Source organism: Nocardioides cavernae, from assembly GCF_016907475.1.
Taxonomy (GTDB): domain Bacteria; phylum Actinomycetota; class Actinomycetes; order Propionibacteriales; family Nocardioidaceae; genus Nocardioides; species Nocardioides cavernae.
In genome coordinates this window covers 3,558,873-3,573,934 of the sequence record NZ_JAFBCA010000001.1, presented here as the reverse complement: position 1 = coordinate 3,573,934, position 15,062 = coordinate 3,558,873, and the positions used below count along the sequence as shown (strand labels likewise).

The window sequence follows — 15,062 nt, the reverse complement described above, 5'->3', positions numbered from 1 at the left end:
CAAGGAGATCGACATGACACAGATCGACGAGCGCCCCGAGGTCCAGCCGGCCCCTGACGCGCCCACTGCGACGCAGCCCATGGACGGCCAGGAGTACATGGACAGCCTCAAGGACGACCGTGAGATCTGGATCTACGGCGAGCGCGTCAAGGACGTCACCGAGCACCCGGCGTTCCGCAACCCGATCCGGATGACCGCGCGTCTCTACGACTCCCTGCACGACGAGCAGCTCAAGAAGGACGTGTGGGTCCCGACCGACACCGGCAACGGCGGCTGGACGCACCCCTTCTTCAAGACCCCCACGAGCTCCGAGGACCTGGCCGCCGACCGCAAGGCCATCGAGACCTGGGCCCGCAAGACCTGGGGCTGGATGGGCCGCAGCCCCGACTACAAGGGCAGCTTCCTCGGCACCCTCGGCGGCTACCCCGAGTTCTACTCGCCCTACCAGGAGAACGCGAAGCGCTGGTACAAGGAGAGCCAGGAGAAGGTCCTCTACTGGAACCACGCGATCATCAACCCGCCGGTCGACCGCAACCTGCCGCCGGACGAGGTCGGCGACGTGTTCATGAAGGTCGAGAAGGAGACCGACGCCGGCGTCGTCGTCTCGGGCGCCAAGGTCGTCGCGACCGGCTCGGCCATCACCAACTACAACTTCATCGCGCACTACGGGCTCCCGATCAAGAAGAAGGAGTACGCCCTGGTGTGCACGGTCCCGATGGACGCACCCGGCGTGAAGCTGATCTGCCGCCCGTCCTACGGCATGCAGGCCGACACCCTCGGCAGCCCGTTCGACTACCCGCTCTCGAGCCGGATGGACGAGAACGACACCATCTTCGTCTTCGACAAGGTGCTGGTGCCGTGGGAGAACATCTTCGTCTACGGCGACACCGACAAGATCAACGGCTTCGCCATGCAGACCGGCTTCTTCCACCGGTTCACCTTCCACGGCTGCATCCGCCTGGCCACCAAGCTGGAGTTCATCGCCGGCCTGCTGCTCAAGGCGCTCGACGCGACCGGCACCAGGGACTTCCGCGGCGTGCAGACCCGCGTCGGTGAGGTCATCGGCTACCGCAACACCTTCCGCGCGCTCGCCGACGCGATGATCGCCAACCCCGACCAGGGCCCCGGCGGCATGGTGCTGCCCAAGCTCGACTACGGCATGGTCTACCGCCAGCTGATGATCCAGATGTACCCGCGCGTCAAGGAGATCATCCAGCAGGACGTCGCCTCCGGCCTGATCTACCTCAACTCCAACGCGGTGGACTTCAAGACCCCCGAGGTCCGTCCCTACCTCGACAAGTACGTCCGTGGCTCCAACGGCTACGACGCCGTCGACCGCACCAAGCTGATGAAGGCCCTGTGGGACGCCGTCGGCACCGAGTTCGGCGGCCGCCACGAGCTCTACGAGCGCAACTACTCGGGCAACCACGAGAACGTGAAGGCCGAGATCCTGTTCGCCTCCGAGGCGCAGGGTGAGGTCGAGAAGATGACCGGCTTCGCCGACTCGTTCCTCTCCGAGTACGACCTCGACGGCTGGACCGTCCCCGACCTGATCAACCCGACCGACGTCAGCCAGATCCTCAACCGGAAGTGAAGGAGCACCCCATGACTGCCACCCAGGAATCGCCCACTGCCGCGGGCTCGGGCGCCAACGCCAGCCAGAGCTTCAAGGCCGCCGCGTCCACCCGCGACGTCGCCGACACCCCGCCGGAGCGCGTCGCCGCCATCGTGACGTCGATCCTCCAGGGCGTCCACGGCGCGATCGCCGAGCACGACGTCACCTACCCCGAGTTCCAGGCTGCGAAGGCGTGGCTGATGGAGGTCGGCGAGGGAGGGGAATGGCCCCTGTTCATGGACGTGTTCGTCGAGCACGCGGTCGAGGAGCAGGTCGCCAAGGCGCAGACCGGCACCAAGGGCTCGATCCTCGGCCCCTACTTCCTGCCCGACCAGACGAGGCTGTCCTCGACCTGCTCGCTGCCGCGCCGCGACGACGAGCAGGGCACCCCGCTCGTCCTCGAGGGGCAGGTGCGCGACACCGGCGGCACGCCGCTGGCCGGCTCCGAGGTCGACATCTGGCACGCCGACTCCGACGGCTACTACTCGGGCTTCGCCCCGCACGTGCCCGACGGCAACCTGCGCGGCGTCGTCGTGACGGACGAGGAGGGACGGTTCGCGATCCACACGATCCAGCCCGCGCCCTACCAGATCCCGCACGACGGTCCGACCGGCCAGCTGATCGAGGCTGCCGGCTGGCACCCGTGGCGCCCGGCGCACCTGCACATCCAGGTGCGCGCCGAAGGCCACCGCCCGATCACCACGCAGCTCTACTTCGCCGGTGGGGACTACCTCGACTCCGACGTCGCCGAGGCGACCAAGCCGGAGCTCGTGCTCGACCCGCAGGACGACGGCACCGGCACCCGCCGCAGCACCTACGACTTCGAGCTCGAACCGGTGCAGGGCTGAGATGAGCAACCGCCAGCGGGTGTGGCGCGACTGGCCGGAGCTCGGCGAGCTCGACGCCTCGGTCGCCACCGTCGGTGTCTTCGACGGCTTCCACCGAGGCCACGTCGCGCTCGTCGAAGCAGCCCTGGTCGAGGGGCGTCGGCTCGGCGTCCCGACCGTCCTGGTCACCTTCGAGCCGCACCCGCTCGTGGTGCTGGCCCCCGACCGCGCGCCGCTCCAGCTCCTGTCCGTCGACGACCGCATCCAGCAGGCGCTGGCCCTCGGTGTCGACGGGGTCGTGGTGCTGCCCTTCACCCGCGAGCTCGCCGCGCAGCCCGCGTCCGACTTCGTCGAGCACGGCCTCGTCGGCCGGCTCGGCATCCAGTCGCTCGTCGTCGGCGACAACTTCCACTGCGGCCGCGGGGGAGAGGGCGACGTCGCCTTCCTCGCCGCGTCCGGGCGCCACCTCGGCTTCGAGGTGAGCGGCGTCGACCTGGTGTGCCACGGCGAGCGCACCTGCTCCTCGACGGAGGTGCGCCGCGCGCTCGCCGCCGGTGACGTCGCTGCCGCCCTCGACGTGCTCGGTCGTCGTGACCCGCGCATCGCGGCGATGGCAGTCTGACCTCCGTGCGCTTCACCCACGAGACGCTGCCGCAGCGGGTCCGCTTCGCCGCCGGCGAGGCGGCCGCTGCCGTGCGTGAGGAGATCGACCTGCTCGGTGCCCGCAGGGCCATGGTCATCGCCTCGCCACGCGGCACCGACGCGGCGCTGGCGGTGGCCGCCGCGATCGAGGTCGCGGTGCTGCACGACGGCGTACGTGAGCACGTGCCGGTCGAGGCCGCCGAGGCCGCGCGGGCGGTGGCGTCCGGGCACGGCGTCGACGTGGTCGTCCCCGTCGGCGGCGGGTCCGCGACCGGACTGGCCAAGGCCGTTGCCCTGACGACCGGACTGCCGATCGTCGCCGTGCCCACGACGTACGCCGGCTCCGAGGCCACCGACATCTGGGGCCTCACCGCCGACGGCACCAAGACGACCGGCACCGACCGGCGCGTGCTCCCGCGCTCCGTGGTGTACGACGCCTCGCTGACGCTGGACCTCCCGGCCGGGCTCACGACGACCAGCGGCCTCAACGCCCTGGCGCACGCCGTCGACGCCCTCTGGGCCCCCCGCGCAGACCCGATCAACGCGGCACTCGCCGGCGAGGGGGTGCGTGCTCTGGCCCGGGCGCTGCCCGCCGTGCTCGACGCGCCGCGGGACGTCGCCACCCGGGAGCAGGCCTTCTACGGGACCTACCTCGCCTCGGTCGCCTTCGCCTCGTCCGGCTCGGGGCTGCACCACAAGATCTGCCACGTCCTCGGCGGCCGGTTCGACCTGCCTCACGCTGCGACGCACGCGGTCGTGCTGCCGCACGTCGTCGCCCTCAACGCGCCGCACGCGCCCGCCGCGGAGCAACGCCTTGCCGCCGCGCTCGCCGGCGCCTCCGCGATGGACGGCCTCGCCGAGCTCTACCGGCGCCTCGGTGCACCCCGGAGCCTCGGGGAGCTCGGCCTCCGCGAGGACCGGGTCGTCGAGGCGGCCGCGGCCATCCTGCCGTCGGTGCCGCCGGGGAACCCCGCCCCGGTGGACGCGCACGTCCTCGAGCGGCTCCTGCGCGCCGCCCTCCGGCCCTGACCTCGCACCGACCCCGGCCCTTGGGTAAATACGCTACGATAAGTGTATCGAAAATCTGAGGGCCGGCAACGGCCCGGGAAGAGGTGGCACATGGGTGTCGAAGTGGTCGTGTTCATCGTTGCGGCGTCGATCGCGGGCGGGCTGTCGATGGGTGCCGTGACGTGGATCTACTTCCTCGACAAGTGGCGGTCGGACCCGGAGGCGTCGTCGACGCCGCCGGTCCCCTCCGTCTTCGCGCAGCCCGGTGACCGCCGGCTCGACGAGGCTGCGTGAGCGGAGATGCACCCGCTCCTCGTCCTGCTCGCGTTCGGCCTCGCTGCGCTGGTGACGTACCTCCTCGTGCTCGGGCTGCTCACGGCGCTGTCGATCCCCGAGCCCGATCGCGCGCGGGAGATCGAGGGAGAGCCAGCCGGGAGGGGTGAGCATGCCCGACCCTGACGGAGCGGCTCCCCGTCCCGGGCGACCGCGTGAGGCCTCGGTCGACCAGCGACTGCAGGCCGCCGTCCTCGAGCTCCTCCGCGAGGGTGGCCCCGGTGCCGTCACCATGGACCGGGTGGCGGCGACGTCGGGCGTCGCGAAGACCACCGTCTACCGCCGCCACCCCAATCGCGGGGAGCTGCTGACGGCTGTCCTCTCCGCGGCCATCGGACTGCCGGACGTGCCCGACGAGGGCGACGTCCGCGACAAGATCCGCTACGCGCTCGAGCAGGCGTGGCACCAGATGGGCGTGGTCCTGGGCCCGGGTGGACTCGCCGCGATCGTGGGCGACAGCGACCCGGAGTTCACCGGGCTGTTCCGCGCCGCACTGCAGCCCTACGTCGACAACCTCGTCCGGCGGATCCAGGAGGACGTCGACGCCGGCCTCCTGCGGAAGGGCCTCGACGCCGAGGGCGTGGTGAGCCTGCTGGTCGGTGCCTACCTCGGTGAGCTCGTCCGCCAGGGCGAGGTGGCGCCGGAGTGGATGGACCGGGCGCTCGAGCTCCTGTGGGTGCTCATGGCACCCGGGTGAGCGCAGCACTGCCGCCTGTCTGATGCGTGCGCGAGACTGCGGAGATGGCCGACCTCGGGTACGACCCCCGCTTCCTCGACACCGACCTCGCACCGCCGCAGGCGCCTGCGCCCGGTCCGGACGACGACCCCGCCCTCGCGACGCCGCTCGACTACGTGCACTTCACGGTCCGCATGCATCCCGAGCGCCGGCTGGCGTGGTGGGTGGCCTGGAACATCGACGGCCTGCGGCTGTTCCCCAGCGACAGCATCAGCCGCTCGGGCCAGCGCTTCCGGCTCGACCCCCGCATCCCTGCCGACGCGCAGACCGGCGAGGAGGTCTACGCCGACAACGACCTCGACCGCGGCCACATCGCGCGCCGCTCCGACCTGTTGTGGGGCACCCTCGACGAGGCGAAGCAGGCCAACTCCGACTCCTTCTGCTTCACCAACATCACGCCGCAGCACCAGGACTTCAACCAGTCCGGTCGCGGCGGGATCTGGGGACTGCTCGAGAACGCCGTGCTGGCGCTCGAGGGCCTCGAGGACCGACGCCTGACCCTGTTCGGCGGGCCGGTGCTCGCCCCGGACGACCCGCCCTACCGGGGCGTCCAGCTGCCGGTCGAGCACTGGAAGGTCGTCGTCTACCGGCTCGACGGACAGCTGCGTGCGAAGGCGTTCGTGCTGACCCAGGACCTCGACGGCCTCGAGGGCGCGGTGCCCGACTTCCTCGACGACTTCGACACCTGGCTCGTCCCGCTCGACCTGCTCGAGGAGCGCACCGGCCTGGCGTTCCCGAGCCTGCGGGAGACGGTCGAGCCCGACGAGCTCCGGCCCGCCCTTCCCGTGCTCGTCACGGATGCCGAGCAGGTCGCCTGGTAGCGGTGCGCGCGGCGGTGCGGCCGGCCCCCGGGAGGGTGCCGGCCGCACCTGTGACGGGCTGGGTCAGCTGAGACCCCAGAGCTCCGTGAAGCCGTCCTGGTAGTCGGTCGAGCCGTACCACGCCCCGGTCCGTTCGGCGTCCGGGGTCAGGTCGAGGTCGCCGACGTTGTCGGCGTTGAACATCCGCACGTAGGGGAAGTCGACCATCTGGTTGGCGGGCTGCCCGACCATGAGGCGCAGTGCCTGGTCGGCGGCGTACCAGGCGAGTGCGTCTGCGTTGAGCCCGACGTTGCTGCCCACGGTCTGACCGGACTCGAGCATCTGCAGGACGCCCAGGGTGCCGTCATGGCTGCTGATGGTGACGTCGGTCGCGTTGGCACCCTGGAGCCCCTGGACGGTCGGCTGCACCGCGGAGTCGAACTCGGTCTGGACGTAGCCGATGTCGGGGTTCTTGGTGAGCTCGCTGGTGACCAGGCTGCCGAGCTTGTCGAACTGGCCCGTGTTCGCCTTGACCACAGTGACCTCGCACGACGGGCACGCCGTCTCGTACTCCGCGAGGATTCCCTGCTCGGCCCACATGTTGGTGACGGGCGTGTCGGTGACCTGGACGACGAGGACCTCGGCCTTCGCGTCGGAGTCGGCGATGACCCAGTCGGCGGCGAGGGACTGGAGCTTGACGAAGTCCGGGGTCAGGTAGGCGACCGCGGTCTGGTCTGCGTCGCTGCCGGGGATGGTCATCAGGTTGACCACCGGCACGCCGGCGCGCTGCGCACTCTTGTACGCGTTGGCGACGAGCACCTCGTCGATGCTGCCGGTGACGATGGCGGCGGCGCTGGCGTCCACGCCCTGCTGGATGCAGGAGGCCATGTTGCCGGGGTTGGCCTTGCCGTCGCAGACCTCGACCTTCACGCCGGCCGCGCCGAGCGCCTGCTCGAGCGAGCCGCGGATGGCCTGGAAGAGCGGGACCTGGCCGTTGGCAGGCACGTAGTAGACGGTGGAGCCCTCGAGGGCGTCGACCCCGGTGATCGGGTCGCCGGGCGCCTCGAAGGCAGCCACCGGCTCGCTGGCCGCCCGGACCTTCTCCAGCGCGGCCGTCGCCTCGGGACTGGTGGCCTCGGTGCGGTCGGTCTGGTCGGCCGCGGCCTGGTCCTCGACCGAGCTGCAGCCGGTCAGGAGGAGGGCTCCCGCCGCGAGGGCGGCGAGCGTCGTACGGGTCGGGCGCATGGGGGTTCTCCGATTCTCGGGTGGAGCAGTGGATGGGTGTGGGTCCGAGACAGGTACGGCGGGTGGGTCAGCTGCGGACGCGCCGCTGCACGCAGGCCGAGGCGGCGACGGCGATCACGAGGACGCCGCCGTAGAAGACGTCGGTGACCCAGCCCTGGTAGCCCAGGAGCTGGAGGCCGAAGACGCCGGTGATGAGGAAGTAGACGGCGACGAACATCCCGATCGGGTTGAAGCGGCCCGGCACGACGGCGACGGTCCCGAGGAAGACGCTGGCGAAGGCGGGCAGGAAGTACTCGCGGGCGGACGTCGCGTTGAAGCCGCCCAGCCCGGCCGCGGTGACCACGCCCGCCACGCCGCACAGGAGCGCCGAGGTGAGCCACGCGCCGACGCGGATGCGGGTGACGCGGATGCCGGCCAGGCGCGCCACGTCGCGGTTCGACCCGACGAAGAGGATGTGGCGACCCAGGGGAGTGGCGGCCATGACGTACGCCGCCACCGCGACCAGCACGACTCCGTACCAGAAGACGAGCGGGAGCCCGGCCACCCGTGCGAGCGCGAGGTTGGACAGCGCGAAGTCCAGGCCGCTGATGGTGGTCTCCTGCGAGATCCAGCCGCCCAGTCCCAGCGCCACGCTGCCGACGCCGAGGGTGACGATCACCGAGTTGATCCCTGCGCGGACCACGAGCAGGGCGTTCAGCGCACCCACCAGCACGGCCAGCACGACCGCGGCCAGCGCAGCCGCGCCGAACGACCATCCGTGCAGCACGACCAGCGAGGACACCGCGGCGCCGGACAGGGCGTACACCGAGGGGAACGACAGGTCGAACTCTCCGACGGCCATGGTGATCACGACCGCGAGCCCGAGGAGGACGAGCGGGGTCTGCCGGGCGAAGATCCCCTGGAGGAAGTTGCCGAGCGGGACGTCGGCGAGCGCGAAGAACACCACCGCCATCACGAGCCACAGCACGACCAGGCTCGACCGGCGGACGAGGGCGCCCGCCGCGAAGCGGCGCCGCTCGGGCGGTGCGGTCGCCAGCGGCGGCGCCGTGGTGCTCGACGTGTCGGTGCTGGTGCTCATCGGGGTCCTCCGGAGGTGGCGCGGGAGCGGGTGAAGGTCGCGTCGAGGACGGACTCGGGGGTGAAGGGGCCGGTCAGGTCGCACGCGACGACCCCGTCCTCGAGGACGAGCAACCGGTCGCACACGGCGGCGAGGTCCTCGACCTCCGACGAGACGAGGAGGACGGCGGTGCCGCCCTGAGCGGCCTTCCGTGTCGCCTCGAGGAGGGCGGCGCGGGCGCCGACGTCGACGGCCTGGGTGGGCTCCTCGAGGGTGAGCAGCGCCGGCTCGGCGACGAGCCACTTCGCGAACAGCACCTTCTGCTGGTTGCCGCCGCTCAGCGCGGCGACGACGTGGTCGCGGTTGCGCGGACGTACGTCGTACCGCTCGAGGAGGGTGTCGGTCGTCTCGCGGCGCCAGCGGCTGCCGAGCGACCAGGGCCGCCCACGACGGCGGACGTGGGGGATGGTGATGTTCTCCTCGACGGTCAGCTCCGTCGCGAGCCCGAGGCCGTGGCGGTCCTGCGGGATCAGGACGACGCCGAGTCGGAGCAGGTCACGCACCCGACCGCGAGCGAGGTCGACGCTCAGCCGACCGACCGTGACCGTGCCGTGCGCCGGGGTCGCTCCGCCGAGGAGCGCGGGCAGGTCGAGGATCCCCGAGTCGATGGTGCCGGTGACCCCGACGACCTCGCCGCGGCGAAGGGTTGCGCTCACGTCGCGGACCCGCCCGCCGCGCACGCCGCGCAGCTCGACGGTGCCGTCGAGCGGACGGTAGGGGTACTCCGCAACGAGGTCGGCGGGGGCGCCGTCGCGGCCCAGCACCAGCCGCGTGAGTGCGGCCTCGTCGAGCTCCGCGACCGGCACACCGGTCTCGATCACGCGACCGTTGCGCAGTGCCGTCACCCGGTGCGCCAGACCCAGGACCTCCTTGAGGTCGTGGCTCACGAACAGCACCGACGTGCCGTGCGAGGCGAGGAACCGGACCACGTCGTAGAAGGCCGGCAACGCCTCCGGCGGGATCGCCCTCGACGACTCGTCGAAGACGATGACGCCACTGCCCTCCTCGCGGTCCTGGAGGGCCCGGGCCACGGCGACCGACACCCGCTCGCTCGGTGTGAGGGAGGAGACGCGTGCCTCCGGGTCGATGTCGAGCCCGAGGAATTCGTAGGTCCGGCGCACGGCCTCACGGTCGACCGCGGTGTCGACGGCGCGGGTGAAGCGGTGCGCGGAGCTGTGCCCGACGCGGACGTTCTCCCGGACCGTCAGGTCGGCCACGAGGCCGAGGTCCTGGTGCACGAAGGCGAGGCCCTGGTGGTGCAGGGCGCCCGGGTCGACGGGTGGGCCGACGAGCTCGCCGTCCACGCGGATCTCGCCGCCCGGGTCCGCGCGGTGCACGCCGCTCACCAGCTTGATCAGCGTCGACTTGCCCGAGCCGTTCTGGCCGACGAGGGCATGGATCTCACCGGGGGCGAGCGTGAGCCCGGCGTCCTCGAGCACGGTCACGCCCGCGAAGGTCTTGGAGAGCCCGCGCACCTCGAGGCGCGGTGCCGGCGCGGTCACGCGGTCACCACCGGCTCGCACAGCCGGCGCAGCCGGGGAATCGGGATCCGGACGTTGATCGCGGCCGCCGCGGGACCGGCGCCGTCGCCGTCCCAGCGCAGGACGTGGCGGTCCTCGGCAGGGTCGCCGTCGACCAGCTCGGGGGCACCGGCGAACGGCAGGTGGCCGACGGCCTTCAACGACAGTCCGAACTGCTCGGTCCAGAAGTACGGCCGGTGCTCGGGCCGCGGCGCGTCTGCGCGGAGCAGTGCGGTGGCAGCCGCGCGGCCCTGGTCGATCGCCGAGCTCCACAGCGGGACGCGTCGCAGGCCCAAGGGAGTTGGCACGGTGGCGACGTCACCCGCGGTCACGATGCCCGGCCGCACCCGGCCCCACGCGTCCGCGAGGAGGACGCCGTCGGTGAGCAGCCCGCTGCCGGCGAGCCACTCGACGTTGGGGAGGTCGCCCACGGCCGTGACGACCAGGCCGGCCTCGAGACGCGTGCCGTCGGCGAGCACGACACGGGTGGTGCCGGCGTCGCCCTCGAGTCGGGCGCCACCGGTCTCCACGACACGCAGTCCGCGCGACCGCGACGCGGCGAGGAAGAGCCCGGACAGATGGGGCCCGAGCTGAGCCCGCAACGGTGGACCCTGCGAGACGAGCGTGACGGCGCACCCGTGGTCGAGGCAGGAGGAGGCGATCTCCATGCCGAGCGGGCCGCCACCCACGACGACGACGTCGGGGCGGGTGGCCACGCCGGCCCGCAGCCGCCAGGCGTCGTCGAGCGTGCGCAGGGTGATCTCGGTGGTCCCCTGGTCCGGTCCGCCGAGCCGCCGGGCCCGGCAACCCGTGGCGAGCACCAGGCCGTCGTACGACAGTCGCTGCCCGTCGTCGAGCAGCACGGTCCGGGCCACGGGATCGAGGCCGACCGCCGCGACGCCGCGCAGCTCCGTGGCGTCGTGGGTCGACGGCGGCAGCTCGTGGGCGGTGAGCTCGTCGGAGTCGCGGAGCAGTGCCTTGGACAGCGCCGGCCGGCTGTACGCCGCGCGCGGCTCGTCGCCGACCAGCGTCAGCTCACCGTCGTACCCCTCGGCCCGGAGCTGGTCGGCCGCGGTGACGCCGGCGATGCCGTGGCCGACGACGACGATGCGACGCGCGGTGGTCATGCCAGCCTGAGCGCCGCGACGGGGCAGACGCGCACCGCGGCGCTCGCAGCGGCGGCCTCGGGGCTGCCGTCGGTGACCTCGGCCGTGTCGAGCACGAGGTCACCCTCGTCGTCGAGGTGCATCAGCTGAGGGGCTTCCTCCTCGCACAGGCCGTGGCCCTCGCAGCGGGGGCGGTCGAGGGCGATCGTCAGGGTGCTCATGCGGGCACCACCTCGAGGACGGGGAGCGCGTCGATGCTCCGGGTGATGTTGCTCGGCACGCGGGTCGCCTCGCCGACGACGAGGCGGTCGACCCGCTTCGCGAGGGAGGTGATGATCGCGTGGGCCTCGAGCCGGGCGAGCCCCTGGCCGGCGCAGCCGTGCGGGCCGTAGCCGAAGGAGAGGTGGTCGACCGGGTTGCGCTCGACGAGGAACTCGTCGGCTGCGTCGTAGTGGCGCGGGTCGCGGTTGCCGGCCCCGAAGAGGATCGCGACCTGCGAGCCGGCCGGCACGAGGGTGCCGTCGACCTCGACGTCGCGGGTCACTCGGCGTCCCCAGGCGTGGACGGGCGCCCAGTAGCGGAGCACCTCGTTGAACGCCGAGCCCACGAGCGCGTGGTCCTTGCGCACCAGGGCGAGCTGGTCGGGGTGCGCGGCGAAGAGGGCGACGATGTTGCCGATGGCGGCGACGGTCGTGTCCACGCCGGCGCCGAGGTACTGGTGGATGATGTGGCCGGCCGCGCCCGCGGGGATGTCCCCGCGCGCCTCGGCGTCGAAGATGCCGCGACCGACGGACCCGGGGGCGAGGTCCTCGGCGGTGACCTGCGAGCACCAGCCGTAGAGCTCGCCGGCGATCGGGAAGTTCTCGACCGTGCGCTGGTTCAGGGGGCCGATGACCTCCATCGCGGCCTGGCCCCAGCGGAGCATGGTCGCGCGGACGTCGTCCTGGAAGCCGATCAGGTCGGCGACGACCTGGATCGGGAAGACCCGGCCGAGCTGGTCGATGGCTTCGAACGACCCCGTCTCGACGAGCTCGGCGACGAGGGTGTCGGCCTTCTCCTCGATCTGGCCCTTGAGCCCGCGCAGCGCCCGCGGCGTGAGGTTGGCGCTCAGGGTCGCGCGCAGCTGGGTGTGCACCGGCGGGTCCGAGGCGAGGGACGTGCCCTGCAGCGCCTCGTTGACCATCGGGTTGAAGCCGATCGAGGACGACGAGAACGTCTCGGTGTCGGCCAGGGCGTCGCGGATGACGTCGTACCGGGTGAGCGCGTAGACGTCGTTCGCCGGCAGGTGGACCACTCCGGCGGTCTCGCTGAGTGCCTCGTAGGTCGGGTAGGGGTCGAGCAGGACCTCGTCGGAGAAGAGGTCGGCATCACTCGTCGCGGGGGCTTCGGTTGACATGATGCAAAGTGAATGTGCTAACCGTCACAAATGTCAACAGGTTGTTTGAAATTGGTCACAGAGTGGCTGGAAGTCCTTCGGCGTCCGAGCGCGCCGAAGCGCCCGACCGCCCCAGGGGGCGATCGGGTCGAGGGGCCGGCCGGGTCAGTCCGTCAGCAGGTGGACCCAGGAGTCGGTGAGCTCCTCGAGGTAGACCGCGCGCGAGATCTTCCAGCCCGTGGCGAAGTAGCGCCGGGAGAGGTACTCGAGCTGGCCGAAGGCCAGCACGCACCGCGCGCGACGGACGTCGGGGGTGAACCGGCCGGCCCGCTCGAGGCCCTGGGTCATCTCGCCGACCGCGTGCTCGAACCAGCTCTCGGTGCGCTCGAGGACCGCAGCCTCGTGGGTCGCCTGGTAGGACGCGGTGAGGTAGGGCTTGATCTCGTCCCACTGGGAGAACTTGCGGTCGATCCAGGTGCGGATGAGCTCACGCGACCCTGACTCGACCACCTCGGACAGCGAGGGGTCGTCCGCCGAGGTGAGGATCGTGTCGACCTTGCCGAGCAGGGCAGCCATCACCTCCGCCTTGGACGAGAAGTGCAGGTAGAAGGTCGTCCGGGTCGACCCCGCGGCCTGCGCGATGTGGTCGACGGTGGTCGCCGCATAGCCCTGCTCGCCGAAGAGCTCGAGGGCCTTCTCGAGGAAGAGGTCGTACGTCATCTGCTTCTGGGCGGCACGCAAGGACATGCGCGGCAGCATACGGGTCCGTCCACCCACACATCGTGACGATCAGTCGCTTGACAGGCTGTAAAGTGAATGCCTACTGTGACGCCCGACACCCGAATTCCTTCACAGTGAGGCTCCGCATGACCGAGCTCGCCCACACCGTCCTGGGCCCCGTCCCCGCAGACGACCTCGGGGTCGTCGCGGTGCACGAGGGCCTGCTCTCGGTGCTGCCCGGGGCCCAGTTCGCCCACGACATCACGATCGACCGGGCCGAGGTGTTCGAGTCGCTGCACGCGCTGCTCGTCGACTTCCGCGAGGCCGGTGGCGGCACCGTCGTCGACAGCACCGGCATGTTCCACGGCCGCGACGTCCGGCTCCTCGAGTCGCTGTCGCGGGCCACGGGCGTGCACGTCGTCGCCTCGACCGGCCAGGGGCCCGAGTCGCTGCTCGGCGGCTACTTCCTCACCCCGCAGACCAACCCGCCGACTCCCTGGCCGGCGGACAAGTGGGCCGACATGTTCACCCGCGAGATCGCCGAGGGCATGGTCGTGCCGCGGGTCGAGCGTCGCGGGGCGGCCGGCCTGGTCGCCACCGCAGCGACTCGCGACGGGATGACGGCCACCGACGAGAGCCTGCTGCGCGGTGCCGCTCGAGCTGCGCTCGCCACCGGCGTCCCCGTCTCCTTCCGGGCCGGTGCGGACGCCGTCGTCGAGGTCGAGGTCGCCCTCGCCGAGGGCGTGCCGGCCGCCCGCCTGCTGGTCGCCGATGCCGGTGACCAGGCCGCCAAGGTCGCCGACCTCGGTGCGTACGTCGTCCTCACCGACCCCGCGGACGTCGTCCTGCTCGCCGAGGCGGGGCACGCCGAGCGCGTGCTGCTCGCCACCGGCGGGGTCGGCGTCGCCTTCGGCCACGACGCCGCCCCGGCGACGTACGCCCCGCTCGCCACGGCCCTGCCGACCGAGCTCGTCCAGCAGGTCCTCATCGCCAACCCGCGCGACCTGCTCACCGTGAAGGAGCACTGACATGGCCCGCGTCAACACCGTCCTCGGGGCGGTCCCCGCCGCCGAGCTCGGCTTCGTCGCCGTCCACGAGCACATCGGCTACGGCATGCCCGGCTCCGAGCTCGACACCCAGTGGTGGAAGACACCCGAGCAGCGCTACGAGGAGACCGTGCCCAAGCTGCGGGCCTTCCACGACAGCTGCCGGCCCTACGGCGCCGCGACCTTCGTCGACGCGACCGGCATCTGCAACGGCCGCGACATCCCGTACTACCAGTCGCTCTCGGAGAAGACCGGCGTGCACATCGTCGCCTCGACAGGCTTCGTCGGCGGCGACACGGCGTTGCCGTTCTTCGAGCGCGCGAGCGTCGACTACCTCGCCGACCAGTTCGTCCACGAGACCACCGTCGGCATCGGCAGCACCGGCGCGAAGGCCGGCATCATCAAGGTCGGCGTCAGCCGCGGCTTCCAGATGAAGGAGCTCGACCTCCGCATCTACCGCGCCGCCGCACGCGCCGCGCTCGCCACCGGCGTACCGATCTTCACGCACCTCGCCGTCAACGCCGAGCCCGCGATCGAGATCTTCGGCGAGGAGGGGCTGCCGCTCGACCGGGTCCTCTTCGGGCACGCCGACGACGGCATCAGCCAGGGGCTGGTGCGGGACCGCTGGATCGCCGAGCAGGGCGGGCGCATCGGCTTCGACACCTTCGGCTACGACCTCGAGCTCCCTGACCCGCCGTTCTGGGGGCGGCCGCGCGCCGAGCGGCTCGAGCACTTCCTGGGCTACCTGCGCGACGGGCTCGTCGACAGCGTGCTCGCGTCCGCCGACGCCAACTGCAGCCCGCTCGGCTGGCCCGGCGTCAAGGGCCACACCGTCAACTACCTCTTCGAGGTGCTGCTCCCCGCCCTGCGGGAGGCCGGCATCGACGAGGACACCATCACCCGGATCTTCGTCGACCTCCCGGCCGACTTCTTGTCCATCAAGACCTTCTCCCACACCCACCACTGAGGACA

17 protein-coding genes are annotated in these 15,062 nt (G+C 71.7%); 10 read left to right on the top strand and 7 right to left on the bottom strand.

Annotated elements, in window-relative coordinates; all coding sequences use genetic code 11:
- The first annotated feature begins 13 nt into the window (after positions 1–13).
- The 8 genes from JOD65_RS16690 (at position 14) to JOD65_RS16655 (ending at position 5,982) form a co-directional block, all read left to right on the top strand.
- Positions 14–1,594 carry a 4-hydroxyphenylacetate 3-hydroxylase family protein gene (locus JOD65_RS16690; RefSeq protein ID WP_191196028.1) on the top strand — a complete coding sequence of 527 codons (1,581 nt, stop codon included), beginning with the start codon at positions 14–16 and terminating at the stop codon, positions 1,592–1,594.
- A gap of 11 nt (positions 1,595–1,605) precedes the next feature.
- A complete protein-coding gene (gene catA / locus JOD65_RS16685) occupies positions 1,606–2,463 on the top strand; it encodes a catechol 1,2-dioxygenase (protein WP_191196027.1) in 858 nt (285 codons plus the stop codon).
- Position 2,464: 1 nt separating this feature from the next.
- Positions 2,465–3,064 carry a cytidyltransferase gene (locus JOD65_RS16680; RefSeq protein WP_191196026.1) on the top strand — a complete coding sequence of 200 codons (600 nt, stop codon included), beginning with the start codon at positions 2,465–2,467 and terminating at the stop codon, positions 3,062–3,064.
- Positions 3,065–3,069: 5 nt separating this feature from the next.
- The gene (locus tag JOD65_RS16675) at positions 3,070–4,113 is read left to right on the top strand and encodes a maleylacetate reductase (RefSeq protein ID WP_191196025.1); all 1,044 of its coding nucleotides are present in this window, start codon (positions 3,070–3,072) and stop codon (positions 4,111–4,113) included.
- A 90-nt stretch (positions 4,114–4,203) separates the two neighbouring features.
- On the top strand, positions 4,204–4,386 hold the full coding sequence (locus JOD65_RS16670) for a hypothetical protein (RefSeq protein WP_191196024.1): 183 nt from the start codon (positions 4,204–4,206) through the stop codon (positions 4,384–4,386).
- Positions 4,387–4,392: 6 nt separating this feature from the next.
- Positions 4,393–4,551, top strand: a complete 159-nt coding sequence (locus JOD65_RS16665) for a hypothetical protein (protein WP_191196023.1) — start codon at positions 4,393–4,395, stop codon at positions 4,549–4,551.
- Positions 4,538–5,122 (top strand): TetR/AcrR family transcriptional regulator, encoded by a 585-nt coding sequence (locus tag JOD65_RS16660; protein ID WP_191196022.1) that lies wholly within the window; start codon positions 4,538–4,540, stop codon positions 5,120–5,122. Before JOD65_RS16665 ends, JOD65_RS16660 begins: the two co-directional genes overlap by 14 nt.
- 44 nt (positions 5,123–5,166) lie before the next feature.
- Positions 5,167–5,982, top strand: coding sequence for a DNA/RNA non-specific endonuclease (locus tag JOD65_RS16655; RefSeq protein WP_191196021.1), 816 nt, complete (start codon positions 5,167–5,169; stop codon positions 5,980–5,982).
- A 63-nt stretch (positions 5,983–6,045) separates the two neighbouring features.
- On the opposite strand, the gene JOD65_RS16650 is transcribed toward JOD65_RS16655, so the two are convergent.
- The 7 genes from JOD65_RS16650 to JOD65_RS16620 form a co-directional block, all read right to left on the bottom strand.
- Positions 6,046–7,206, bottom strand: coding sequence for a sugar ABC transporter substrate-binding protein (locus tag JOD65_RS16650; protein WP_191196020.1), 1,161 nt, complete (start codon positions 7,204–7,206; stop codon positions 6,046–6,048).
- A 67-nt stretch (positions 7,207–7,273) separates the two neighbouring features.
- The gene (locus JOD65_RS16645; RefSeq protein WP_191196019.1) at positions 7,274–8,284 is read right to left on the bottom strand and encodes an ABC transporter permease; all 1,011 of its coding nucleotides are present in this window, start codon (positions 8,282–8,284) and stop codon (positions 7,274–7,276) included.
- Entirely contained in the window at positions 8,281–9,825 is a 1,545-nt protein-coding gene (locus JOD65_RS16640; RefSeq protein ID WP_191196018.1) for a sugar ABC transporter ATP-binding protein, read from the bottom strand. The genes JOD65_RS16645 and JOD65_RS16640 overlap by 4 nt, the downstream gene beginning before the upstream one ends.
- A complete protein-coding gene (locus JOD65_RS16635; protein ID WP_191196017.1) occupies positions 9,822–10,970 on the bottom strand; it encodes an NAD(P)/FAD-dependent oxidoreductase in 1,149 nt (382 codons plus the stop codon). The genes JOD65_RS16640 and JOD65_RS16635 overlap by 4 nt, the downstream gene beginning before the upstream one ends.
- Positions 10,967–11,170 carry a ferredoxin gene (locus JOD65_RS16630; RefSeq protein WP_224747763.1) on the bottom strand — a complete coding sequence of 68 codons (204 nt, stop codon included), beginning with the start codon at positions 11,168–11,170 and terminating at the stop codon, positions 10,967–10,969. The genes JOD65_RS16635 and JOD65_RS16630 overlap by 4 nt, the downstream gene beginning before the upstream one ends.
- Positions 11,167–12,345: a cytochrome P450 gene (locus JOD65_RS16625; RefSeq protein WP_191196016.1), complete on the bottom strand. Its 1,179-nt coding sequence runs from the start codon at positions 12,343–12,345 to the stop codon at positions 11,167–11,169. Before JOD65_RS16625 ends, JOD65_RS16630 begins: the two co-directional genes overlap by 4 nt.
- Positions 12,346–12,489: 144 nt before the next feature.
- Entirely contained in the window at positions 12,490–13,071 is a 582-nt protein-coding gene (locus JOD65_RS16620; RefSeq protein ID WP_191196015.1) for a TetR/AcrR family transcriptional regulator, read from the bottom strand.
- 119 nt (positions 13,072–13,190) lie between these two features.
- Here JOD65_RS16620 and JOD65_RS16615 point away from each other — a divergent pair, with 119 nt between their 5' ends.
- Both JOD65_RS16615 and JOD65_RS16610 read left to right on the top strand, forming a co-directional pair.
- A complete protein-coding gene (locus JOD65_RS16615) occupies positions 13,191–14,072 on the top strand; it encodes a phosphotriesterase family protein (RefSeq protein ID WP_191196014.1) in 882 nt (293 codons plus the stop codon).
- 1 nt (position 14,073) lies between these two features.
- Positions 14,074–15,057: a phosphotriesterase family protein gene (locus tag JOD65_RS16610; protein ID WP_191196013.1), complete on the top strand. Its 984-nt coding sequence runs from the start codon at positions 14,074–14,076 to the stop codon at positions 15,055–15,057.
- Positions 15,058–15,062: the final 5 nt, after the last annotated feature.

Coding starts and splice junctions, on each gene's coding strand:
- JOD65_RS16635 (WP_191196017.1), bottom strand. CDS start 10,970: ATGACCACCGCGCGTCGCATCGTCGTCGTCGGCCACGGCATCGCCGGC.
- JOD65_RS16655 (WP_191196021.1), top strand. CDS start 5,167: ATGGCCGACCTCGGGTACGACCCCCGCTTCCTCGACACCGACCTCGCA.
- JOD65_RS16650 (WP_191196020.1), bottom strand. CDS start 7,206: ATGCGCCCGACCCGTACGACGCTCGCCGCCCTCGCGGCGGGAGCCCTC.
- JOD65_RS16670 (WP_191196024.1), top strand. CDS start 4,204: ATGGGTGTCGAAGTGGTCGTGTTCATCGTTGCGGCGTCGATCGCGGGC.
- catA (WP_191196027.1), top strand. CDS start 1,606: ATGACTGCCACCCAGGAATCGCCCACTGCCGCGGGCTCGGGCGCCAAC.
- JOD65_RS16610 (WP_191196013.1), top strand. CDS start 14,074: ATGGCCCGCGTCAACACCGTCCTCGGGGCGGTCCCCGCCGCCGAGCTC.
- JOD65_RS16690 (WP_191196028.1), top strand. CDS start 14: ATGACACAGATCGACGAGCGCCCCGAGGTCCAGCCGGCCCCTGACGCG.
- JOD65_RS16665 (WP_191196023.1), top strand. CDS start 4,393: ATGCACCCGCTCCTCGTCCTGCTCGCGTTCGGCCTCGCTGCGCTGGTG.
- JOD65_RS16660 (WP_191196022.1), top strand. CDS start 4,538: ATGCCCGACCCTGACGGAGCGGCTCCCCGTCCCGGGCGACCGCGTGAG.
- JOD65_RS16625 (WP_191196016.1), bottom strand. CDS start 12,345: ATGTCAACCGAAGCCCCCGCGACGAGTGATGCCGACCTCTTCTCCGAC.
- JOD65_RS16630 (WP_224747763.1), bottom strand. CDS start 11,170: ATGAGCACCCTGACGATCGCCCTCGACCGCCCCCGCTGCGAGGGCCAC.
- JOD65_RS16620 (WP_191196015.1), bottom strand. CDS start 13,071: ATGTCCTTGCGTGCCGCCCAGAAGCAGATGACGTACGACCTCTTCCTC.
- JOD65_RS16645 (WP_191196019.1), bottom strand. CDS start 8,284: ATGAGCACCAGCACCGACACGTCGAGCACCACGGCGCCGCCGCTGGCG.
- JOD65_RS16680 (WP_191196026.1), top strand. CDS start 2,465: ATGAGCAACCGCCAGCGGGTGTGGCGCGACTGGCCGGAGCTCGGCGAG.
- JOD65_RS16615 (WP_191196014.1), top strand. CDS start 13,191: ATGACCGAGCTCGCCCACACCGTCCTGGGCCCCGTCCCCGCAGACGAC.